The following is a 17,085-nucleotide window of genomic DNA, read 5'->3' on the forward strand; positions in this document are numbered from 1 at the left end:
GAATTATGGCCATGCAATCTCAAGACATCATTCGTAAATCCGCCACCAATGGTTTCACACCGGCGCCGCGCGCCCGTGACCACCAGGAAGAAGTGGCCAAACTGATCGATGTCACCACCTGTATCGGCTGCAAGGCCTGTCAGGTGGCCTGTTCCGAATGGAACGACATCCGCGACGAGGTGGGGCACAACGTCGGGGTGTACGATAACCCCGCCGATCTGACCGCCAAGTCGTGGACGGTGATGCGCTTCTCCGAGGTGGAGGAAAACGGCAAGCTGGAATGGCTGATCCGCAAGGATGGCTGCATGCACTGCGCCGATCCGGGCTGCCTGAAGGCCTGCCCGTCGGAAGGCGCGATCATTCAGTACGCCAACGGCATCGTCGACTTCCAGTCCGAGCACTGCATCGGCTGCGGCTACTGCATCGCCGGCTGCCCGTTCGACGTACCGCGCATGAACAAGGACGACAACCGGGTGTACAAGTGCACCCTGTGCGTCGACCGCGTGGACGTCGGCCAGGAACCGGCCTGCGTGAAAACCTGCCCGACCGGCGCCATTCACTTCGGCACCAAGGAAGCGATGAAGCAGGTGGCGGCAGATCGCGTCAGCGAGCTGAACACCCGCGGCTACCAGAACGCCGGTCTGTACGATCCGGCGGGGGTGGGCGGCACGCACGTGATGTACGTGCTGCACCACGCCGACAAACCGCAGCTGTACCACGGTTTGCCGGACAACCCGAGCATCAGCCCGGCGGTGACCTTCTGGAAGGGCGTGTGGAAACCCCTGGCGGCCATCGGCTTTGCCGCCACCTTCGCGGCCAGCGTGTTCCACTATGTCGGCGTCGGGCCTAACCGCGTCGACGATGAGGACGAGCACGACGAGTCGCATGACGAGGAGACGCGCAAATGAGAAAGGAAAAGCCCATTCAGCGTTACAGCGCACCGGAGCGCATCAACCACTGGATCGTGGCGTTCTGCTTCGTGTTCGCCGCCATCAGCGGGCTGGGGTTCTTCTTCCCCTCCTTCAACTGGCTGATGAACATCTTCGGGACGCCGCAGCTGGCGCGCATTCTGCACCCGTTTGTCGGGGTGATCATGTTTGCCGCGTTCCTGCTGATGTTCCTGCGCTACTGGAAGCATAACCTGATCAACCGGGAAGATATCGTTTGGGCCAAGAACATCCACAAAATCGCCATGAACGAGGAAGTGGGTGACACCGGGCGCTATAATTTCGGCCAGAAGTGCGTGTTCTGGGCGGCGATTATCAGCCTGGTGCTGCTGCTGGCCAGCGGCGTGGTGATCTGGCGGCCGTATTTTGCGCCGTCGTTCTCCATCCCGCTGATCCGCATCGCGCTGCTGGTGCATTCGCTGGCCGCGGTCGGCCTGATTATCGTGATTATGGTGCACATTTACGCCGCATTGTGGGTAAAAGGCACCATTACCGCGATGGTGGAAGGCTGGGTGCCGGCGGCCTGGGCCAAGAAACATCATCCGCGCTGGTACCGTGAGGTCCGCGAGAAACGACAGGAAGATAAACCCTGATGAGTATCCGCATCGTTCCTAAAGAGCAGTTAGGGGCACAGCGTGAGAAGTCCACAACGGCGGAGAACATCCCGCCGTTACTTTTCGCCAACCTGAAAAGCCTGTACAGCCGCCGCGCCGATCGTCTGCGTCAGCTGGCGGTCGACAATCCGCTGGGCGACTACCTGAACTTCGCCGCCGAGCTGGCGCAGGCGCAGCAGCATGCGCTGCACGATAACCCGCTGGAGCTCGATCTGAGCGAAGCGCTGGCGCAGGGCGCCGCCAGCGGCAAACCGCCGCTCGATCTGAGCGTGTTCCCGCGTAGCGAGCACTGGCGCAAGCTGCTGACGTCGCTGATCGCCGAGCTGCGCCCGCAGGCGCCGGAGCATATCCTGGCGGTGCTGGACAACCTGGAGAAAGCCTCGGCGCACGAGCTGGAGCTGATGGCCGACGCCTTGCTCAACCGCGAGTTCGGCAAGGTGGGCAGCGAGAAGGCGCCGTTCCTCTGGGCCGCGCTGTCGCTCTATTGGGCGCAGATGGCCAGCCTGATCCCCGGCAAGGCGCGCGCCGAATACGGCGAGCAGCGCCAATTCTGCCCGGTGTGCGGCAGCATCCCGGTCTCCAGCATGGTGCACATCGGCACCGTCAACGGCCTGCGCTACCTGCACTGCAACCTGTGCGAAAGCGAATGGCACGTGGTGCGGGTGAAGTGCAGCAACTGCGAGCAGACCCGCGATCTCAACTACTGGTCGCTGGACAGCGAGCAGGCGGCGGTGAAGGCGGAGAGCTGCGGCGACTGCGGCACTTACCTGAAGATCCTCTATCAGGAAAAAGACCCGCAGGTCGAAGCGGTGGCCGACGATCTGGCTTCGCTGGTGCTGGACGCCCGCATGGAAGAAGAAGGCTTCGGCCGCAGCAGCATCAATCCGTTCCTGTTCCCGGCGGAGTAACCGCCCGGCCCCGTTCGCGCGGGGCCGGACCAGCAATTTCAGAACGGGCTTCTGGCATTCACCCGGGCGAGTTGCTACGTTTAGGCCATAACGCGCCAAGCGAAAGGAACCACGATGTTAAACACCCTGGCAAAATTGACCGCGGTCGCCGTGCTGGCGATGGGACTGGCGGCCTGCGACAACAAAGACGACACCAAACCGGCGGTGCCGTCACCGGACACCAAGCCGACCGTGACGCAGCCCGCGCCACCGCCTGCGCCGGCAGAAACCCCGTCCGCGCCACCGGGGCTGAACGTGTCGCTGCAGAAGGGCAAAATCACCTTCGAGCTGCCGCCGGGCTTTAGCGATCAGACGCTGAACAGCGGCATCATCAACGACAGCACCTCCACCATTCAGCGCTTCCTCGACGGCAAGTCGCGCCAGAGCGCGGTTTCGTCCGAGGTGATCCCGCCGGACGACATGAAGCTCAACACCAGCGACAAAATGCTGAAAGAGCTGGCGCAGAGCGCCATCACGGTGCTGGCCGAGCGCTATCAGAATATCCAGACCACCAAAGAAGAGAACTTCACCGTCGGCAAACAGAAGTTTCGTCGGGTGGATACCGAGCAGACCGTCAACGGGCAGAAGGTGGTGTCCACGCTGGTGCTGACGGTGTTCAACAAGCGGGTGGTGACGCTGCAAATGCTGTCGCCGGCCAAAACGCCGGAAGTGCACCAGGCGCTGGTGCAGCGGATTATCGATACCCTGGCGGTGAAGTAAGGGCGCCGCGCCGCGGCCAGGACGAAGCGGAGGAGAACGGATGAAGCTTATCGGCAGTTACACCAGTCCCTTTGTGCGCAAGATTTCCGTGATGCTGCTGGAGAAGGGGATCGCGTTCGAATTCGTCAACGATCCGCCGTATGAGCCCGGCAGCCGGGTGAAGGAGCTGAACCCGCTCGCCAAGGTGCCGGTGCTGATCGCCGATGACGGCGAGGTGTTTTACGACTCGCCGGTGGTGGCCGAATACCTTGAGCTGCTGGCGGTGGAACCGGCGTTCTTGCCGGCCGATCGCGCCGCCGCGTTGCGCGTCCGCCAGGTGGCGGCGCTGGCGGACGGCGTGACCGAAGCGGCAGCGACCCTGTTTCGCGAAAGCCGGCGCGCGCCGGAAAAACAGGACGAAAACTGGATGCTGCGCCAGCGTGACAAACTGACGCAGGGGTTGGATGCGCTGGAGGCGCTGGCGCGGGAAAAAACGTGGCTCAATGCCGAGCGGCTGACGCTGGCGGATATCGCCACCGGCTGCGCGCTGGGCTACCTCAATTTCCGCCGCATCCTGCCCAACTGGTGCGTTGAGCGCCCGGCGCTGGTCAAGCTGGCCGAACGCCTGTTCGCCCGCGAAAGCTTCGCCCGCACCTCGCCTCCCTGAGCTTTTTTCTCCCCCGCCGCGGCGGGGTTTTGCTATGCCGATACGTCTAAACTGAAAACCGAGCGACCATGAGCACTGAATCCCACCTTCTTTACAGCCAACTGCCCGCCATTGACCGCCTGCTGCGAGAACCCGCGATTGAACCGCTGGTGGCGCAGCATGGCCAGACGCTGATCGGCGAACTGCTGCGCCGGCTGCAGGCCGAGGCGCGCGCCGCTATCAAGCAACAGCAATGTTTACCCGCCTGGTGCGACGACTGGCCACAGGCGCTGCGGGCGGAGCTGGCCCGGCAGCAACGCCCGGCTTTGCTGCCGGTGTTCAACCTCAGCGGCACCGTGCTGCACACCAACCTCGGGCGCGCCCTGCTGGCGCAGCCGGTGAAGGACGCGGTAAGCGCGGTGATGGGGGAGGCGGTGACGCTGGAGTACGATCTGGACGGCGCCGGGCGCGGCCATCGCGATCGGGCGGTGGCGGATTTGCTGTGCCGGCTGACCGGCGCGGAGGACGCCTGCATCGTCAATAACAACGCGGCGGCGGTGCTGCTGATGCTGGCGGCGATCGCCCCCGGCAAAGAGGTGGTGGTGTCGCGCGGCGAGCTGGTGGAGATCGGCGGCGCGTTCCGCATACCCGACGTGATGCGCCAGGCGGGCTGCCAACTGGTGGAGGTCGGCACCACCAACCGCACCCATCTGAAAGATTACCGCCAGGCCATCAACGAGCAGACCGGCCTGTTGATGAAGGTGCACACCAGCAACTACAGCATTCAGGGCTTTACCGCGGCGGTCGACGAGGCCGAACTGGCGCAGCTCGGGGCCGAACAGGGCGTGCCGACCACCACCGATCTGGGCAGCGGCTCGCTGATCGACATGGCGCAGTACGGCCTGCCCGCCGAACCGATGCCGCAGCGGCTGCTGGCCGCCGGCGTCGATCTGGTGACGTTCTCCGGCGATAAGCTGCTGGGCGGCCCGCAGGCCGGCATCATCGTCGGCAAAAAGGCGCTGATCGCTCGCCTGCAGCAGCATCCGCTCAAACGCGCGCTGCGCGTCGGCAAGCTGACGCTGGCGGCCCTGGAGGCCACGCTGCGGCTCTATCTGCAGCCGGAAAAACTGGCTGAGCAGCTGCCGACGCTGCGGCTGCTGACCCGCCCGCAGCTGGAGATGCAACAGGCGGCCGAGCGGCTGCTGGCGGCGCTGACGCCACGGTTTACCGCCGATTTCGAGCTGCGCGCCGAACCGTGCTGGTCGCAGATTGGCAGCGGTTCACTGCCGGTGGATCGCCTGCCCAGCTATGCGCTGACCTTCACGCCGCGCGACGGCCGCGGCGCCACGCTGGAGGCGCTGGCTGAACGCTGGCGCCGCCTGCCCCAGCCGGTGATCGGCCGCCTCGGCGACGGCCGGCTGTGGCTGGATCTGCGCTGTCTGGAACAGGAAGGGGCGCTGATCGAAGCGCTGAACGCCTCATGATCATCGCCACCGCCGGCCATGTCGATCATGGCAAAACCACCCTGCTGCAGGCGATCTCGGGGATCAACGCGGATCGCCTGCCGGAAGAAAAGCGCCGCGGCATGACCATCGATCTGGGTTACGCCTACTGGCCGCAGCCGGACGGCCGGGTGCTGGGTTTTATCGACGTGCCCGGCCACGAGAAATTCCTCGCCAATATGCTGGCGGGCGTCGGCGGTATCGACCATGCATTGCTGGTGGTGGCCTGCGACGACGGCGTGATGGCGCAAACCCGCGAGCATCTGGCGATCCTGCGCCTGAGCGGGCGCCCGGCGCTGACGGTGGCGTTGACCAAGGCCGACCGGGTGGACGCGGCGCGTGTCGACGAGGTACGCCGCCAGGTGCGCGACGAACTGGTGCGCCAGGGCTGGCCCGATGCGCCGCTGTTTGTTACCGCGGCGGCGGCGGGGGAAGGCATCGAGGCGCTGCGCGCGCATTTGCTGGCGCTGCCCTCCGGCGAGCACGCGCTGACGCGCCGTTTTCGCCTGGCGGTAGACCGTGCGTTCAGCGTCAAAGGGGCGGGGCTGGTGGTGACCGGCACCGCGCTCGGTGGCCGGGTGCAGGTGGGGGATTCGCTGTGGCTGACCGGCGCCGACGCGCCGGTGCGGGTGCGTGGCCTGCACGCCCAAAATCAGACCGTGGAGCAGGCGCAGGCCGGGCAACGCATTGCGTTGAACATCAGCGGCGATGTCGATAAAGACCGGATCGCGCGCGGCGACTGGCTGCTGGCGCAGCGTCCACCGGAAGCGGCGGAACGCATTCTGGTGGCGCTGGAAGCGGATCGGCCGATCCGCCATTGGCAGCCGCTGCATCTGCACCATGCCGCCAGCCACATCACCGGGCGCATTTCGCTGCTGAACGACGGGTTGGCGGAACTGATCCTCGATCGCCCGCTGTGGCTGGCGGAAAACGATCGGCTGGTGCTGCGCGACATCGGCGCACGGCAAACGCTGGGCGCGGCCCGGGTGCTCAGGCTGAGCGCGCCCAAGCGCGGCAAGCGCCAGCCGGACTACCTGGCATGGCTGCAGGCTCTGGCGCAGGCGCAAGACGATGCGCAGGTGCTGGCGCTTGAGCTGCCGCAGGGCGCGCTGTCGCTGGCGGCGTTCGCCTGGGCGCGTCAGTTGACCGACGACGGCCTGGCGGCACTGCTGGCGGATCGCGATCTGCTGATCGTCGGTGACCGGGCGCTGGCGCAGGATCAGGTGCAACAGGCGGAGAGCCGGCTGCTGCAGGTGCTGGCGGAGTACCACCAACAGCACGCCGACCAGCTGGGGTTAGGGCGCGCCCGCCTGCGGCGCATGGCGCTGCCTCAGCAGCCGGAAGCGTTGGTGTTTATGATGATCGATCGGCTGTTGAAGGCCGGTGCGCTGCGCAATACGCGCGGCTGGCTGCATTTGCCGGAACACGGTCTGGCATTCAGCGCCGAAGAGGCGCCGCTGTGGGCGCGCATCGAACCGCTGTTCGGCGACGAGCCGTGGTGGGTGCGCGATCTGGCGAGCGAGTTGGGCGAGGAAGAGAGCCGGGTACGGGCGCTGCTGCGCAAGGCGGCTCAGCTGGGCTATGTGACGGCGGTGGTGGTGGATCGCTACTACCTCAGCCGACGCATCGATCAGTTCGCGGCGCTGATCCGCGAGCTGGATGCGGAGCGTGGCGGCGCCAACGCCGCCGACTTCCGCGATCGGCTCGGCGTCGGGCGCAAGCTGGCGATCCAGGTGCTGGAGTTCTTCGATCGCAGCGGTTTTACCCGCCGCAAGGGTAACGAGCATCTGTTGCGCGACGGCGGGTTGTTCGGCAACTGATTGCGTGTTTTTTGTTCTCTGATGGCGGTATAATCAGCTTTAATCACTTTGATTGATGTCGATTGTATTGAGGAGCAAGACGATGAATACGAAAGTCATCACCGCTCATGTGCCGCTGCCTTTGGCTGAAAAGGTGGATGAAATGGCCGCCAAACTTGACCGCTCACGGGGATGGATAGTGAAGCAAGCCCTCGCCGCCTGGCTTGAGCAAGAGGAAGAGCGCCGTCGATTAACGCTGGCGGCGCTGGCCGATGTCGAACAGCAAAACGTTATCGATCATGAGTCGGTAGAAGCCTGGGCTGCCAGCCTGGACAGTGACGATCCGCTGCCGGTACCGCGCTGATGGAGTTAAAATGGACGAGTAAGGCGCTATCGGATTTGGCGCGTTTGTTTGAGTTTCTTGCTTTGGCTAACCGTACTGCGGCAGCGAATTCGGTGAAGGCTTTGGTCGCCGCGCCTAAAGCGTTGCTCGATAATCCTCGCTTGGGTGAAAGGTTGGACGAGTTTTTACCGCAGGAGGTGAGGCGTATTCTGGTCGGCCGCTATGAGATACGTTACCAGGTGCAGCCGGCAACGATTTATGTTCTGCGTATTTGGCATACCCGCGAAGAGCGATAGGCCGAATTCCCCTAGCCGATAAACCTGACGGCGGCCCGGCTGACGTCGGGCGTTTGGGCGGCGAGAAACGCCTGTAAGCGTTCGATCAGCGGCCGTTTCGCCGACTCCGCCGGCCAAACCAGATAGTAACCGTCGCCGGTGCGCACGGCGGCGTCACAAGGCAGCGCCAATAACCCCTCCTCAATGGTTCGCAGGCTCAGCGCCAGATCCCCGATCGAGACACCGTGCCCGGCGATGGCCGCCGCATTGCCCTGTTCCAGCGAATCAAATACCTGGCCGCGTGCAAGATCGATCGGGGCCGCGATGCCGCTTTTTTGCAGCCAGCGCCGCCAGTCGCGCCGATCGGGTGAAGGGTGGATCAGCGGGCAGGCGGCGAGATCGCGCTGCCCGTCGGCGAGCAGCGCGGGGGCGCAAATCGGGATCAGCCATTCGTCGAACAGCTTGGCGGCGGCGGTGTTGGCGCCGAAATGGCCGTTGCCGAGCAGGATGGCGCAGTCGTAGGGTTCGCTGAAAAAATCCACGCTGTCGATGTCCATCCAGACGCTGGCTGCCTGCACGTCGAACGCCTGCGCCGTTTGCCGGAACCGGCTTAGGCAGTCCAGCAGCCAGCGCATGGTCAGGGTGGAGGGCGCCTTCAGCCGCAGCAGATCGCGGTGGCTTCTGAACAGCTCGCAGGCTTGCTCGATGCGGCCAAACCCTTGCTGCAGCTCGGCGGCGAAGATTTTCCCCTGCGGCGTGACCTCGATACGCGGGCCGTTGCGCTGGAACAGCCGGCAGCCGAAGTGCTGCTCCAGCGTTTTGATGTGCTTGCTGACCGCGCTCGGGGTGAGATGCAGCTCCTCGGCGGCCAGCGTGAACGAGCCGGTGCGGGCGGCGCTTTCGAAGGCGCGCAGGGCGTAAAGCGGCGGAAGGGAACTGGCCATCTCGGCGTCTCTAATAATGAGTCTGATTCACAGTAAACGACAGGATTACTCCTTTTTCAAGGCGGGGGCGGCGGCATGATAATGGCGCGACGCCAACTGACTGAATGTGAGTGAAATAAAGATGAACCTGTCGTTACTGGCGGCGTATTTCGCCGCCATTTTGTTGCTGATCGCCACGCCGGGGCCGGTGGTGGCGATGGTGGCCAACACCGCCGCGCGCTTTGGCGCCCGGCGTGCGCTGTTGACCGCGCTGGGCAGCAACGGGGCCTCCTTGTTGCTGATCGGCATCGCCGCGCTGATTATCACCGGGCTGTTCGCCGTGGATATGCGCATGCTGCAGTGGGTAGGTCTGCTGGGTTGCCTGTTTATCGGCCGTATGGCGATCGTCTCGCTGTATGAGGATTTATCCGCGCGAACCCCCGATGCGCAGCCCGTTGCGCCGCCGCAAAAACGCTCGGCGATCCTGAACGGTTTTCTGGTGGGCATCGCCAACCCCAAAGACATTGTCTTCTTCGTCGCCTTTTTCCCGCAGTTCATCGCCGTCACCCCCTCGATCGGCGCCAGCCTGACGCTACTGACCGCGCTGTGGGTGCTGGCGGACTTCGCCATCTTGCTGACCTATATCACCCTGCTGTCGGGAATGGCGCTGCAGCACGCGCGGCGGGCGATCTCTGTCCTGTCGGCGTCGCTGCTGTTGGGGGTGGCGGTAGTGGGAGCGGGGTATGCGCTGTGGGGGCTGCTCGGCTGAAGCCGCATAAAAAACGCCGGTCGGGAAACCGGACCGGCGTTTTATCGTGGCATTTAAGCCGCGCCGGTCGGCTGCGGCGTGGGGTCGCCGTTGCGGCGTTTGCCGAGGAACAGCGCCACCAGCGTCAGCCAGCACAGGCCGCTGATGAGGTTGAACAGGTTGAACAGCCCGCTGCCGCCCCAGACGTAGGCGACCTTGGCCAGCTCGATGCCGACGGTGAACACCATCATGCTCAGCATGCCCATGGTGGCTGATACCGTGCCCTTGCTGACGTTGCTTGAGAACAGCGTCAGGCGGTACAACCCGGCGTTGGCGAGGCCAATGCCGAAGGCGTACAGGCTCAGGCCGGCGGTCATCCACAGGTAGGCGTGGCTGGAGAACTGGGTTGCCAGCGCGGCGATCAGCAACCCCAGCAGCATCGGGCCTGCGCCCAGCTTGATCAGGCGCTCCACGCTGTTTTTGCCGGTCAGGCGCGCCAGCGTCAGGTTGCCGAGGATCAGCGCGCCGAACACCGGGATTTGCAGCAGGCCGTAGTCCAGCGTCGACAGCGACTCACCGCTGATCAGGATCACCGGCGACTGGGCGATCCAGGCCAGCAGCGGCAGGCTGGCGAAACCGATCGCCAGCGCGCCGCACAGGAAGCGGCGGTTGCCCAGCACCTGGCGGTAGTCGCGCCACAGGTTGGCGGCGGAGAACGCCTCGCCCTGCAGCGTGGCGGTTTCCGGCATCGCTTTCCACAGGCCGTAGAAGGCGATGGCCGCCAGCGCGGCGAACAGTACGAACATGCTCTGCCACGGCGCGACGTGGATCAGCGCCGCGCCGGCCAGCGGCCCGAGCAGCGGGGCGATCAGCGCCACGTTGGCCATCAGCGCGGTGATTTTGATGCACACCGCCTCTTCGAACGACTCCTGAATGGTGGCGTAGCCGACGGCGCCGATAAAGCACAGGCCGATGCCCTGCAGGAAACGCATGGCGATGAACTGTTCGATGGTGGTGACCAGCAGGATCGCCAGGCAGGCGACGATAAAGAACGCCACCCCGGCCAGCATCACCGGGCGACGGCCGCGGCGATCCGACAGCGGCCCGAGCAGCCACTGCAGGAAGATGCCGCCGGCCAGATAGGCGGTCATCGAGGTGGGTACCCACTCTTCGCCGGCGTTGAAATCCGCCACGACGGCCAGCATGCCCGGCTGAATCATATCGTTGCCGATATAGGTGGCGAACTCGAACAGCACCAGACAAAGAGGGAATAAAAGCGCCTGTCGGCCCAAACGTGCCGCAGGTGGTAATGTCGTTTTCATATTATTGTACTGATAGTAAAAGAGAAAAAGGAACTGCCAGGGCGGGAAGCGCAAACTGAGCGAGTTGTGGCGGCTATTTTGCCGCCAATTGTTCACCTTCGCAATAATAAGGTGTTGTTTAAGTGCATTCTGATATTTCGCTTTTGGGTTGTCGCCGAACGCCGTGCCCGATAACCTCTTCTTAACATATCAATATGACACAAGATCGGGCGAGCGTTTGAGCGAGAAAATCGGCTGGATAGACAACCTGCGGGCGATGGCGTGCATGATGGTGGTGATGATCCACGCCACCACCTATTACGTCACCAACGGCGCGGCGATAGGGCTGCACAATTGGGATATCGCCAACGTGCTGAACTCGCTGTCGCGCGTGTCGGTGCCGCTGTTTTTCATGATTTCCGGCTACCTGTTCTTCGGCGACAAGAGCGCCGGCCGGCGGCATTTCACCCGTATCGCCTGCTGCATTCTGTTCTACAGCGCCATCGCGCTGATCTATATCGCGACCTTTACCAAGATCGGCTTCTGGCCGTCGCTGCGCGCCATCCTGCAAAAGCCGGTGTTCTATCATCTGTGGTTTTTCTATGCCATTGCGGTGATTTACCTGCTGTCGCCGCTGATCAGCGTCAAGCCGGTGTCGCGCCGTTACCTGGCCGCCGCGCTGGTGGTGTTGGCGGCGATCGCCAACCCGAATACCGACAAGCTGACCTTCGGCAACGTGCACCTGCTGCCGGTTAACCTGTATATCTACGGCGATACCTTCTACTACCTGCTGTATGCGCTGGCCGGGCGGGCGATTGGCATGATGGAGGCGCGCGGGCGCGTCGTGGGCTGGCTGGCGGCGCTGGGATTTGCGCTGTGCGTGGCGCTGATCGCGCGCGGCACCAAGCACCAGCTGTTCATCAACGGCAACTTCGCCGATACCTACTATATCTACAGCGGCCCGCTGGTGTTTATGGCGGCGGTGGCGCTGCTGGTGTGGGTGAAACACTGTCTGCCGCAGCCGATCGGCTGGCTGAGCGCGTTCTCCCGCCATTCGCTGGCGATCTACGGTTTTCACGCCCTGATCGTCAACGTGATGCGCAGCCGGCACTTGGATTTCACCGGCCACCCGCTGCTGGATATCTTCTGGGTGTTCGGTGTGGCGCTGGGGCTCAGCCTGCTGCTGTCTGTCGGCCTGCAGCGGCTGGATACCCGCCGGCTGGTGTCATAGCGGCGAGCGCTGGCGCTGCTGGGCGCGGCGCAGCTGCCGCCCGGAAGAAAAGCCGGCCGCCAACGCGGCCTTCTCCAACCCATATCCTTGCTGCAGACGCTGTTGCGCCACCGCCAGCCGCAGCTGCTCATGATATTCCCGCACGCTGATGCCGACGTGGCTGCGAAACAGCCGTGCCAGATGGCGGCTGCTGACGTGCGCTTTTTCCGCCACCTGCGGCACCGACCAGTCGGCCTCCGGCTCGGCGGCCATCACGTCCTGCGCGCGGTGCACCGCCGGGTGCAGGTGGTTGCGGTAGCGCAGCCAGGGCGACAGCTGCGGATCGTCCCCGGCGCGGCGGAAATAGACCACCATATCGCGGGCGACGTCGCGCGCCCGGCCGGAGCCGCAGTGGCGGTGGACCAGGTGCAGCGCCAAATCGATGCCGGTGGTGATGCCCGCGCTGGTGTAGACGCCGCGATCTTCGACGAAGATACGGTTCTCTTTCACCTGCGCTGCCGGTGCCTGCCGGCGGATACGCTCGATAACGTCGTGGTGGGTGGTGCACTGATAGCCGTCGAGCAGCCCGGCCTGCGCCGCCAGCAGCGCGCCGGAGCAGATGCACACCAGGGTGATGCGCTGTCGCTGCAGATCGGGCCGCAGCGTCGCCAGCCAGCGACGCGCCTGCTCGGCCTCTTCCCCGGCGAAATAGCGCTGCGAATCGCCGACGCCCGGCAGCACCAGGATGGCGCCGTCTTCCAAGCGTTCGGGCAACGGCTGCAGGCCGCTCAGCGTCATGCCGATGGAGCAGATGATCTGTGGCGACGGGCTGAGATAACGCAGGCTGAACTGCCCCGCGAGGCGCAGGGTTTCCGCCGGGCCGCTGACGTCCAGCGACAGCACGTTGGGCAACAGCAGAAAATAGACGGCCTGCGACATGGTTACTCCTGTGCGAGTTGCGCCAGCGCCTCATCCACGCTGGCGATGCGGGCGAAACGATCGACCAGTACGGTTTCAGTATGCCGCTTCAGCTGCGCGGGGGTAAAGACTTCGCCGTCGGGATGGCGCATCGGGAAGGTCAGCGTCGCCTCGGTGACGAAGGTCACCCGATAACCGAGATCGGACGCCACCCGGGTGGTGGTTTCGCAGCACTGCTCGGTACGGATGCCGGAGACGATCAGGTGGTTGATATCCCGCTCGCGCAGCCAGGCGTCGAGGCCGGATTCGGTCAGCGCATTGTGCACATGCTTATGCACGGTGATATCCGCCTGGTGGGTGAGGAACGGCAGGCGCTGCACGTGGCCTGATGCCAGCGAGAACGGCCCCTGCGGCGAAACGTGCAGCACGTCGACCAGCGCCGCGCCGCGTTGTTGGCAGCCCGCGATCAGGCGGGTCAGCGCCTGCTGAAACGCCGGCAGATCGTCCTCCTGCCAGAATGGACGGTGCTGGAATGATTGCTGGACATCGATGATCAATAACGCGCTCTGTGACATTTTCGGCCCTCCGCCAGTGTGTGTAGCGACCATCTTGCGCCGCGCCTTACTCTGGCAGAAGGCCAAAAACGGCCATCATGATGACAACAGCGGACCGACCTTAGGCTTTGCTCACCTGGCCGGCCACCAGACGCCCCTGATGGAAGGTGGCGCTGCGCGCCGGCAGGCGGGCGACCGCCTCGGCGGAACAGCTGGCGTTGACCAGCACGAACTCGGCGGCGTCGCCGGCTTTCGGCCAGGCGCGCTGGCCCTTATCGTCCAGCGGCAGCACGCCGCCGGTGGAGATGGCCATGGCGCGCGACAGGTGATACTCGTCGGAGCCGCGGTACAGCTGGGCATACAGGTTAGCCTTCTCCAGAATGTCGCCGGTGCCGAACGGCGACCAGTGGTCGATCACGCTGTCGGTGCCGGTCATCACGAACACCCCTTTCTCGCTGAGCTGCGGCAGCGGCATCATCAGGCCGCCGATCGGCACCGTAGAGGCGATAGTGATCTGCTGCGCCGCCAGCCGGGTGGCGGTTTCCGCCAGTTCGCCCGGCGTCAGCGTGGTCAGGGCGAAAGCGTGGCTGATGGTGACCTTGCCGCGCAGCGCCGGGTTTTGCTCCACGGTGGCGATCATGTAGTTAATGGCGGCTACCCCGGCCGGGCTGGTCTCATGCAGGTGAATATCCACGCCTTTGCCGGTATCGAGGGCGATCTGGAACATGGCGTCCAGCGATTTCTCCATCGCGCCGTCGACGTTGGTCGGATCGAGCCCGCCGACGTACTGCACGCCCATCTGCATCGCTTCGCGCATCAGCGCATCGACCCTGGAGTGCAGCAGGCCGTGCTGCGGGAAGGCGACGATTTCACAGCTGAAATCCGCCCGGTGGTTTTCCAGCGCGCGCTGCAGGTGCTCCAGGCTTTTCAGGCCGCTGACCGGATCGATATTGCAGTGGCTGCGCGCCACGGTGCTGCCTTTGGACTGCAGCAGGGCGATCAGGTTTTCCGCCCGCTGCTGCGAGGTGGGCAGCAGTTTCGGGATCAGCGTCTGCTCCAGCGCGATCATGTCCATGATGGTCTTGCCCTGGCGCGGGCGCGGCGCCTGCCACGGGCCGCTGTAGAAGGTTTTGTCCAGGTGGATGTGCATGTCGCGGAACGCCGGCAGCAGCAGCTGGCCCTGCGCCTGATAGCGGGGCACGCCGGCGGGCAGGGAGGCGTTGGCGGCGTGAATGGCGGCGATCTTGCCGTCTTTGATCTCCAGCGTGTACAGCGCGGTGCGGGTGCCGATCACCGTTTCGCCGTCGTATTCAAAACCGTCTTCCAGCCGCACCTCACTCAGGCAGTAGTGGCGATCGGTCAGGGTCATCGGTGCCGGTGCGCACTGCCCGTCGCCCGGTGACGCGGCCTGCGCCATGCCGCCGGTCAGGCCGATCACCGCGCAGGCGGTGGTGAGTTTGCCGGTTTGGCTGAGGAAGGCTCTGCGGCCCGGTTGTTGAGGGTTTTCCACGTTCGGTTCCTTAATCCAGAGGTGAGGGGTGAAACATCCCCCAATTTAGGAGAGGAACCGGCCGGTTGGCAGCGACATTTACCACTGGTGACTATTCGATTTGGTAATGATCGGCGTCTGCTGGCGGAAGGGGGCTCTTGGCTTGCTCTTTCGCAGCTTTAATGGCTACATTTGTAGTCATTAAAGCTACATTGAGGTCAGCGTGATGCACGATCCGATGCTCGAATTGCTGTTCAGCGAATACCGTAGAAAAGTGCTAAGCCTGCTGTTTATTGAAGCCGGGCAGGTGTTTCATGTGCGAGAAATTGCGCGGCGCACCGCAACTCAGGCCGGGACTTTACACAAAGAGTTGAGCAGGCTGGCTGAAGCCGGCATCTTGCTCAGGCAGCGGCAGGGCAACCAAATTTGCTATCAGGCCAACGCCGATTGCCTGATTTTTCCCGAGCTGGCGGCGATTTTCCGCAAGGCCTGCGGGCCGGCTGCACGCTTACGGCAGGTGTTGACAGGATTTGGGGAAGACATCGAACGGGCTTTCATCTTTGGTTCCGTCGCCAGTGGCAAAGCGACGGCGGCCAGTGATATCGATATTCTGATCGTCGGTAAACTGTCTTTTGCGGATGTGATTCAGGCGGTTTATCCACTGCAGGCAACGCTGGGTCGGGAAATTAACCCCAAACTGTACTCGCCGGAAGAGTGGCAAGCGGCTTTGGCCGAGAACTCCGCGTTTATTCAGGACATTATGGATAAACCCCAACTCTGGATTGTGGGAGACAAGGATGACGCTGGACAATCTGGTCGGGCTGGGACTGGAGGTGATAACGCCTGACGCGAGGGCGATTAAAAAATTGCTGGCCGCCGCCGCTCGCAACCGACGCGATGCGGGTATCACTCAGCTCAGCAATGAGAGCCGTTTCGACACGGCATATAAGGCGGTCATGCAAATGGCTAATGCCGCTTTACAAGCCAAGGGATACCGCACGCTGACCAGCAAACCCGGCCATCACCAGATCATGATCCAATCGTTGCCGCTCACCGTCGGGCTGCCGCGCGAGGCAATGATCTGCCTGGACGCATTGCGAAAGCAGCGCAACGTGGCGGATTATTCCGGCGATTTGGTGACGGACGCTGCGGTACAGGCTTGCCTTGAGCAGACAGAGGCGCTGTGGGGGCGGCTTATCGACTGGCTGCAGCGCGAATATCCGCAGATAGTGGCGTAAGCGGCCTCACTTCAACCCGCAAAACACCGCCAGCCGCTGGGCCAGCGCCAGCGTGGCGGCGGGGGCGCCGTCGCGGTAGTAGAGCGCCAGTTCGAAGCTGTCTATCGGCGGTAATCCTTCGGCTTCGCCCAACACCCGATGCGTGGGCAGACGGCAGCCGGCCGGCAGCAGGGTGACGCCCAGCCCGGCGGCGGAAGCGGCGGTCAGCGCCGCCAGGCTGGCGCTGCTGTAGCCGATGCGCCAGCGTTTGCCGAGGTTGTCCAGCGCCTGGCACAGCTCGTCGCGGTACAGGCCGCTGAGCGGAAATACCGCCAGCGGCACCGGCGATTGCTCGATGGCCGGGAAGGCCAGGCTGTCCAGCCACAGCAGCGGTTCCGGCCGCGCGGCGCGCGGCGGTTGCCGGCGGCGCTGCTTCACCAGGATCAGATCCAGCTCTTCACGCGCGTAGGCGCTGTGCAGATCGGCGCTCAGGCCGCTGGCGACGTCCAGCCGCAGGTGCGGGTGCTCACGGCTGAAGTCGGCCAGCAGCTCGGTGGTGGGCACGGCGAAATCCTCCGGCATGCCGATCCGCAGTACGCCGTCGCGCCAGATGCCGGTCAGCGCGTCGTGGGCTTCTTCATTCAGCGCGATGATGCGGCGCGCGTAGCTCAACAGCTTCACGCCTTCTTCAGTCAGCAGCACCTGATGCGAGGAGCGTTCAAACAACGGTTTGCCCAACATCTCTTCCAGCCGGCGCACCTGCTGGCTGACGGTGGACTGCGACAAGAACACTCGCTCTGCGGCGCGGGTGAAGCTGTTGCTGTCGCACACGGCGACGAAGCTGAGCAGCAGCTGCGGATTGAACATCGGGTAGCGATTCATTTTCCCACTGTTGGCTATTTTATTATTTAATTTCCCAATACTAGCGGCGTTGCCTACAGTAACGCAACGCT

The 17,085-nt window shown here is 64.0% G+C and carries 19 protein-coding genes; 13 read left to right on the plus strand and 6 right to left on the minus strand.

Features of this window, described 5'->3' with window-relative positions; translation table 11 throughout:
* Positions 1-5: 5 nt before the first annotated feature.
* From fdxH to V8N38_RS00250, 9 genes are all read left to right on the plus strand, one after another.
* Complete coding sequence (fdxH, locus tag V8N38_RS00210; RefSeq protein WP_033649532.1) at positions 6-908, plus strand: formate dehydrogenase subunit beta; 903 nt, start codon at positions 6-8, stop codon at positions 906-908.
* Positions 905-1,540 (plus strand): formate dehydrogenase cytochrome b556 subunit, encoded by a 636-nt coding sequence (gene fdoI, locus V8N38_RS00215; RefSeq protein WP_004934017.1) that lies wholly within the window; start codon positions 905-907, stop codon positions 1,538-1,540. Before fdxH ends, fdoI begins: the two co-directional genes overlap by 4 nt.
* Complete coding sequence (gene fdhE / locus V8N38_RS00220; protein WP_038875958.1) at positions 1,540-2,469, plus strand: formate dehydrogenase accessory protein FdhE; 930 nt, start codon at positions 1,540-1,542, stop codon at positions 2,467-2,469. Before fdoI ends, fdhE begins: the two co-directional genes overlap by 1 nt.
* 114 nt (positions 2,470-2,583) lie before the next feature.
* A complete protein-coding gene (locus V8N38_RS00225) occupies positions 2,584-3,228 on the plus strand; it encodes a DcrB-related protein (protein ID WP_147840585.1) in 645 nt (214 codons plus the stop codon).
* A 40-nt stretch (positions 3,229-3,268) separates the two neighbouring features.
* The gene (locus V8N38_RS00230; protein ID WP_038875954.1) at positions 3,269-3,874 is read left to right on the plus strand and encodes a glutathione S-transferase; all 606 of its coding nucleotides are present in this window, start codon (positions 3,269-3,271) and stop codon (positions 3,872-3,874) included.
* 68 nt (positions 3,875-3,942) lie between these two features.
* Positions 3,943-5,337 (plus strand): L-seryl-tRNA(Sec) selenium transferase, encoded by a 1,395-nt coding sequence (selA, locus tag V8N38_RS00235; protein WP_147840584.1) that lies wholly within the window; start codon positions 3,943-3,945, stop codon positions 5,335-5,337.
* Positions 5,334-7,175 (plus strand): selenocysteine-specific translation elongation factor, encoded by a 1,842-nt coding sequence (selB, locus tag V8N38_RS00240; protein ID WP_147840583.1) that lies wholly within the window; start codon positions 5,334-5,336, stop codon positions 7,173-7,175. The genes selA and selB overlap by 4 nt, the downstream gene beginning before the upstream one ends.
* An 82-nt stretch (positions 7,176-7,257) precedes the next feature.
* Positions 7,258-7,518 (plus strand): CopG family ribbon-helix-helix protein, encoded by a 261-nt coding sequence (locus V8N38_RS00245; RefSeq protein WP_041037283.1) that lies wholly within the window; start codon positions 7,258-7,260, stop codon positions 7,516-7,518.
* The gene (locus tag V8N38_RS00250; protein WP_033636570.1) at positions 7,518-7,793 is read left to right on the plus strand and encodes a type II toxin-antitoxin system RelE/ParE family toxin; all 276 of its coding nucleotides are present in this window, start codon (positions 7,518-7,520) and stop codon (positions 7,791-7,793) included. The genes V8N38_RS00245 and V8N38_RS00250 overlap by 1 nt, the downstream gene beginning before the upstream one ends.
* An 11-nt stretch (positions 7,794-7,804) precedes the next feature.
* Here the strand turns inward: V8N38_RS00250 and V8N38_RS00255 are convergent, their stop codons facing one another.
* Complete coding sequence (locus tag V8N38_RS00255) at positions 7,805-8,716, minus strand: LysR family transcriptional regulator (protein ID WP_147840582.1); 912 nt, start codon at positions 8,714-8,716, stop codon at positions 7,805-7,807.
* Between the two features lie 121 nt (positions 8,717-8,837).
* On the opposite strand from V8N38_RS00255, the gene V8N38_RS00260 reads away from it, so the two are divergent.
* Complete coding sequence (locus V8N38_RS00260) at positions 8,838-9,464, plus strand: LysE family translocator (RefSeq protein WP_147840581.1); 627 nt, start codon at positions 8,838-8,840, stop codon at positions 9,462-9,464.
* Positions 9,465-9,517: 53 nt separating this feature from the next.
* Here the strand turns inward: V8N38_RS00260 and V8N38_RS00265 are convergent, their stop codons facing one another.
* Positions 9,518-10,765, minus strand: coding sequence for an MFS transporter (locus V8N38_RS00265; protein ID WP_147840580.1), 1,248 nt, complete (start codon positions 10,763-10,765; stop codon positions 9,518-9,520).
* Positions 10,766-10,982: 217 nt separating this feature from the next.
* On the opposite strand from V8N38_RS00265, the gene V8N38_RS00270 reads away from it, so the two are divergent.
* The gene (locus V8N38_RS00270; protein WP_147840579.1) at positions 10,983-11,975 is read left to right on the plus strand and encodes an acyltransferase; all 993 of its coding nucleotides are present in this window, start codon (positions 10,983-10,985) and stop codon (positions 11,973-11,975) included.
* Here the strand turns inward: V8N38_RS00270 and V8N38_RS00275 are convergent.
* From V8N38_RS00275 to V8N38_RS00285, 3 genes are all read right to left on the minus strand, one after another.
* On the minus strand, positions 11,970-12,893 hold the full coding sequence (locus V8N38_RS00275; RefSeq protein ID WP_087762496.1) for a GlxA family transcriptional regulator: 924 nt from the start codon (positions 12,891-12,893) through the stop codon (positions 11,970-11,972). The two genes, V8N38_RS00270 and V8N38_RS00275, sit on opposite strands and share 6 nt — an antisense overlap.
* A gap of 2 nt (positions 12,894-12,895) precedes the next feature.
* Entirely contained in the window at positions 12,896-13,447 is a 552-nt protein-coding gene (locus V8N38_RS00280; protein ID WP_060441240.1) for an isochorismatase family protein, read from the minus strand.
* A gap of 100 nt (positions 13,448-13,547) precedes the next feature.
* Positions 13,548-14,936 (minus strand): amidohydrolase family protein, encoded by a 1,389-nt coding sequence (locus V8N38_RS00285; RefSeq protein WP_147840578.1) that lies wholly within the window; start codon positions 14,934-14,936, stop codon positions 13,548-13,550.
* Positions 14,937-15,141: 205 nt separating this feature from the next.
* On the opposite strand from V8N38_RS00285, the gene V8N38_RS00290 reads away from it, so the two are divergent.
* On the plus strand, positions 15,142-15,762 hold the full coding sequence (locus V8N38_RS00290; protein ID WP_147840577.1) for a nucleotidyltransferase domain-containing protein: 621 nt from the start codon (positions 15,142-15,144) through the stop codon (positions 15,760-15,762).
* Positions 15,713-16,153 carry a DNA-binding protein gene (locus V8N38_RS00295; RefSeq protein ID WP_147840576.1) on the plus strand — a complete coding sequence of 147 codons (441 nt, stop codon included), beginning with the start codon at positions 15,713-15,715 and terminating at the stop codon, positions 16,151-16,153. The genes V8N38_RS00290 and V8N38_RS00295 overlap by 50 nt, the downstream gene beginning before the upstream one ends.
* 6 nt (positions 16,154-16,159) lie before the next feature.
* Here V8N38_RS00295 and V8N38_RS00300 read toward each other — a convergent pair whose 3' ends face one another.
* Positions 16,160-17,014 (minus strand): LysR family transcriptional regulator, encoded by an 855-nt coding sequence (locus V8N38_RS00300; RefSeq protein ID WP_041037265.1) that lies wholly within the window; start codon positions 17,012-17,014, stop codon positions 16,160-16,162.
* Positions 17,015-17,085: the final 71 nt, after the last annotated feature.

Source organism: Serratia nevei (assembly GCF_037948395.1).
In the GTDB taxonomy this organism is placed as follows: Bacteria; Pseudomonadota; Gammaproteobacteria; order Enterobacterales; family Enterobacteriaceae; genus Serratia; species Serratia nevei.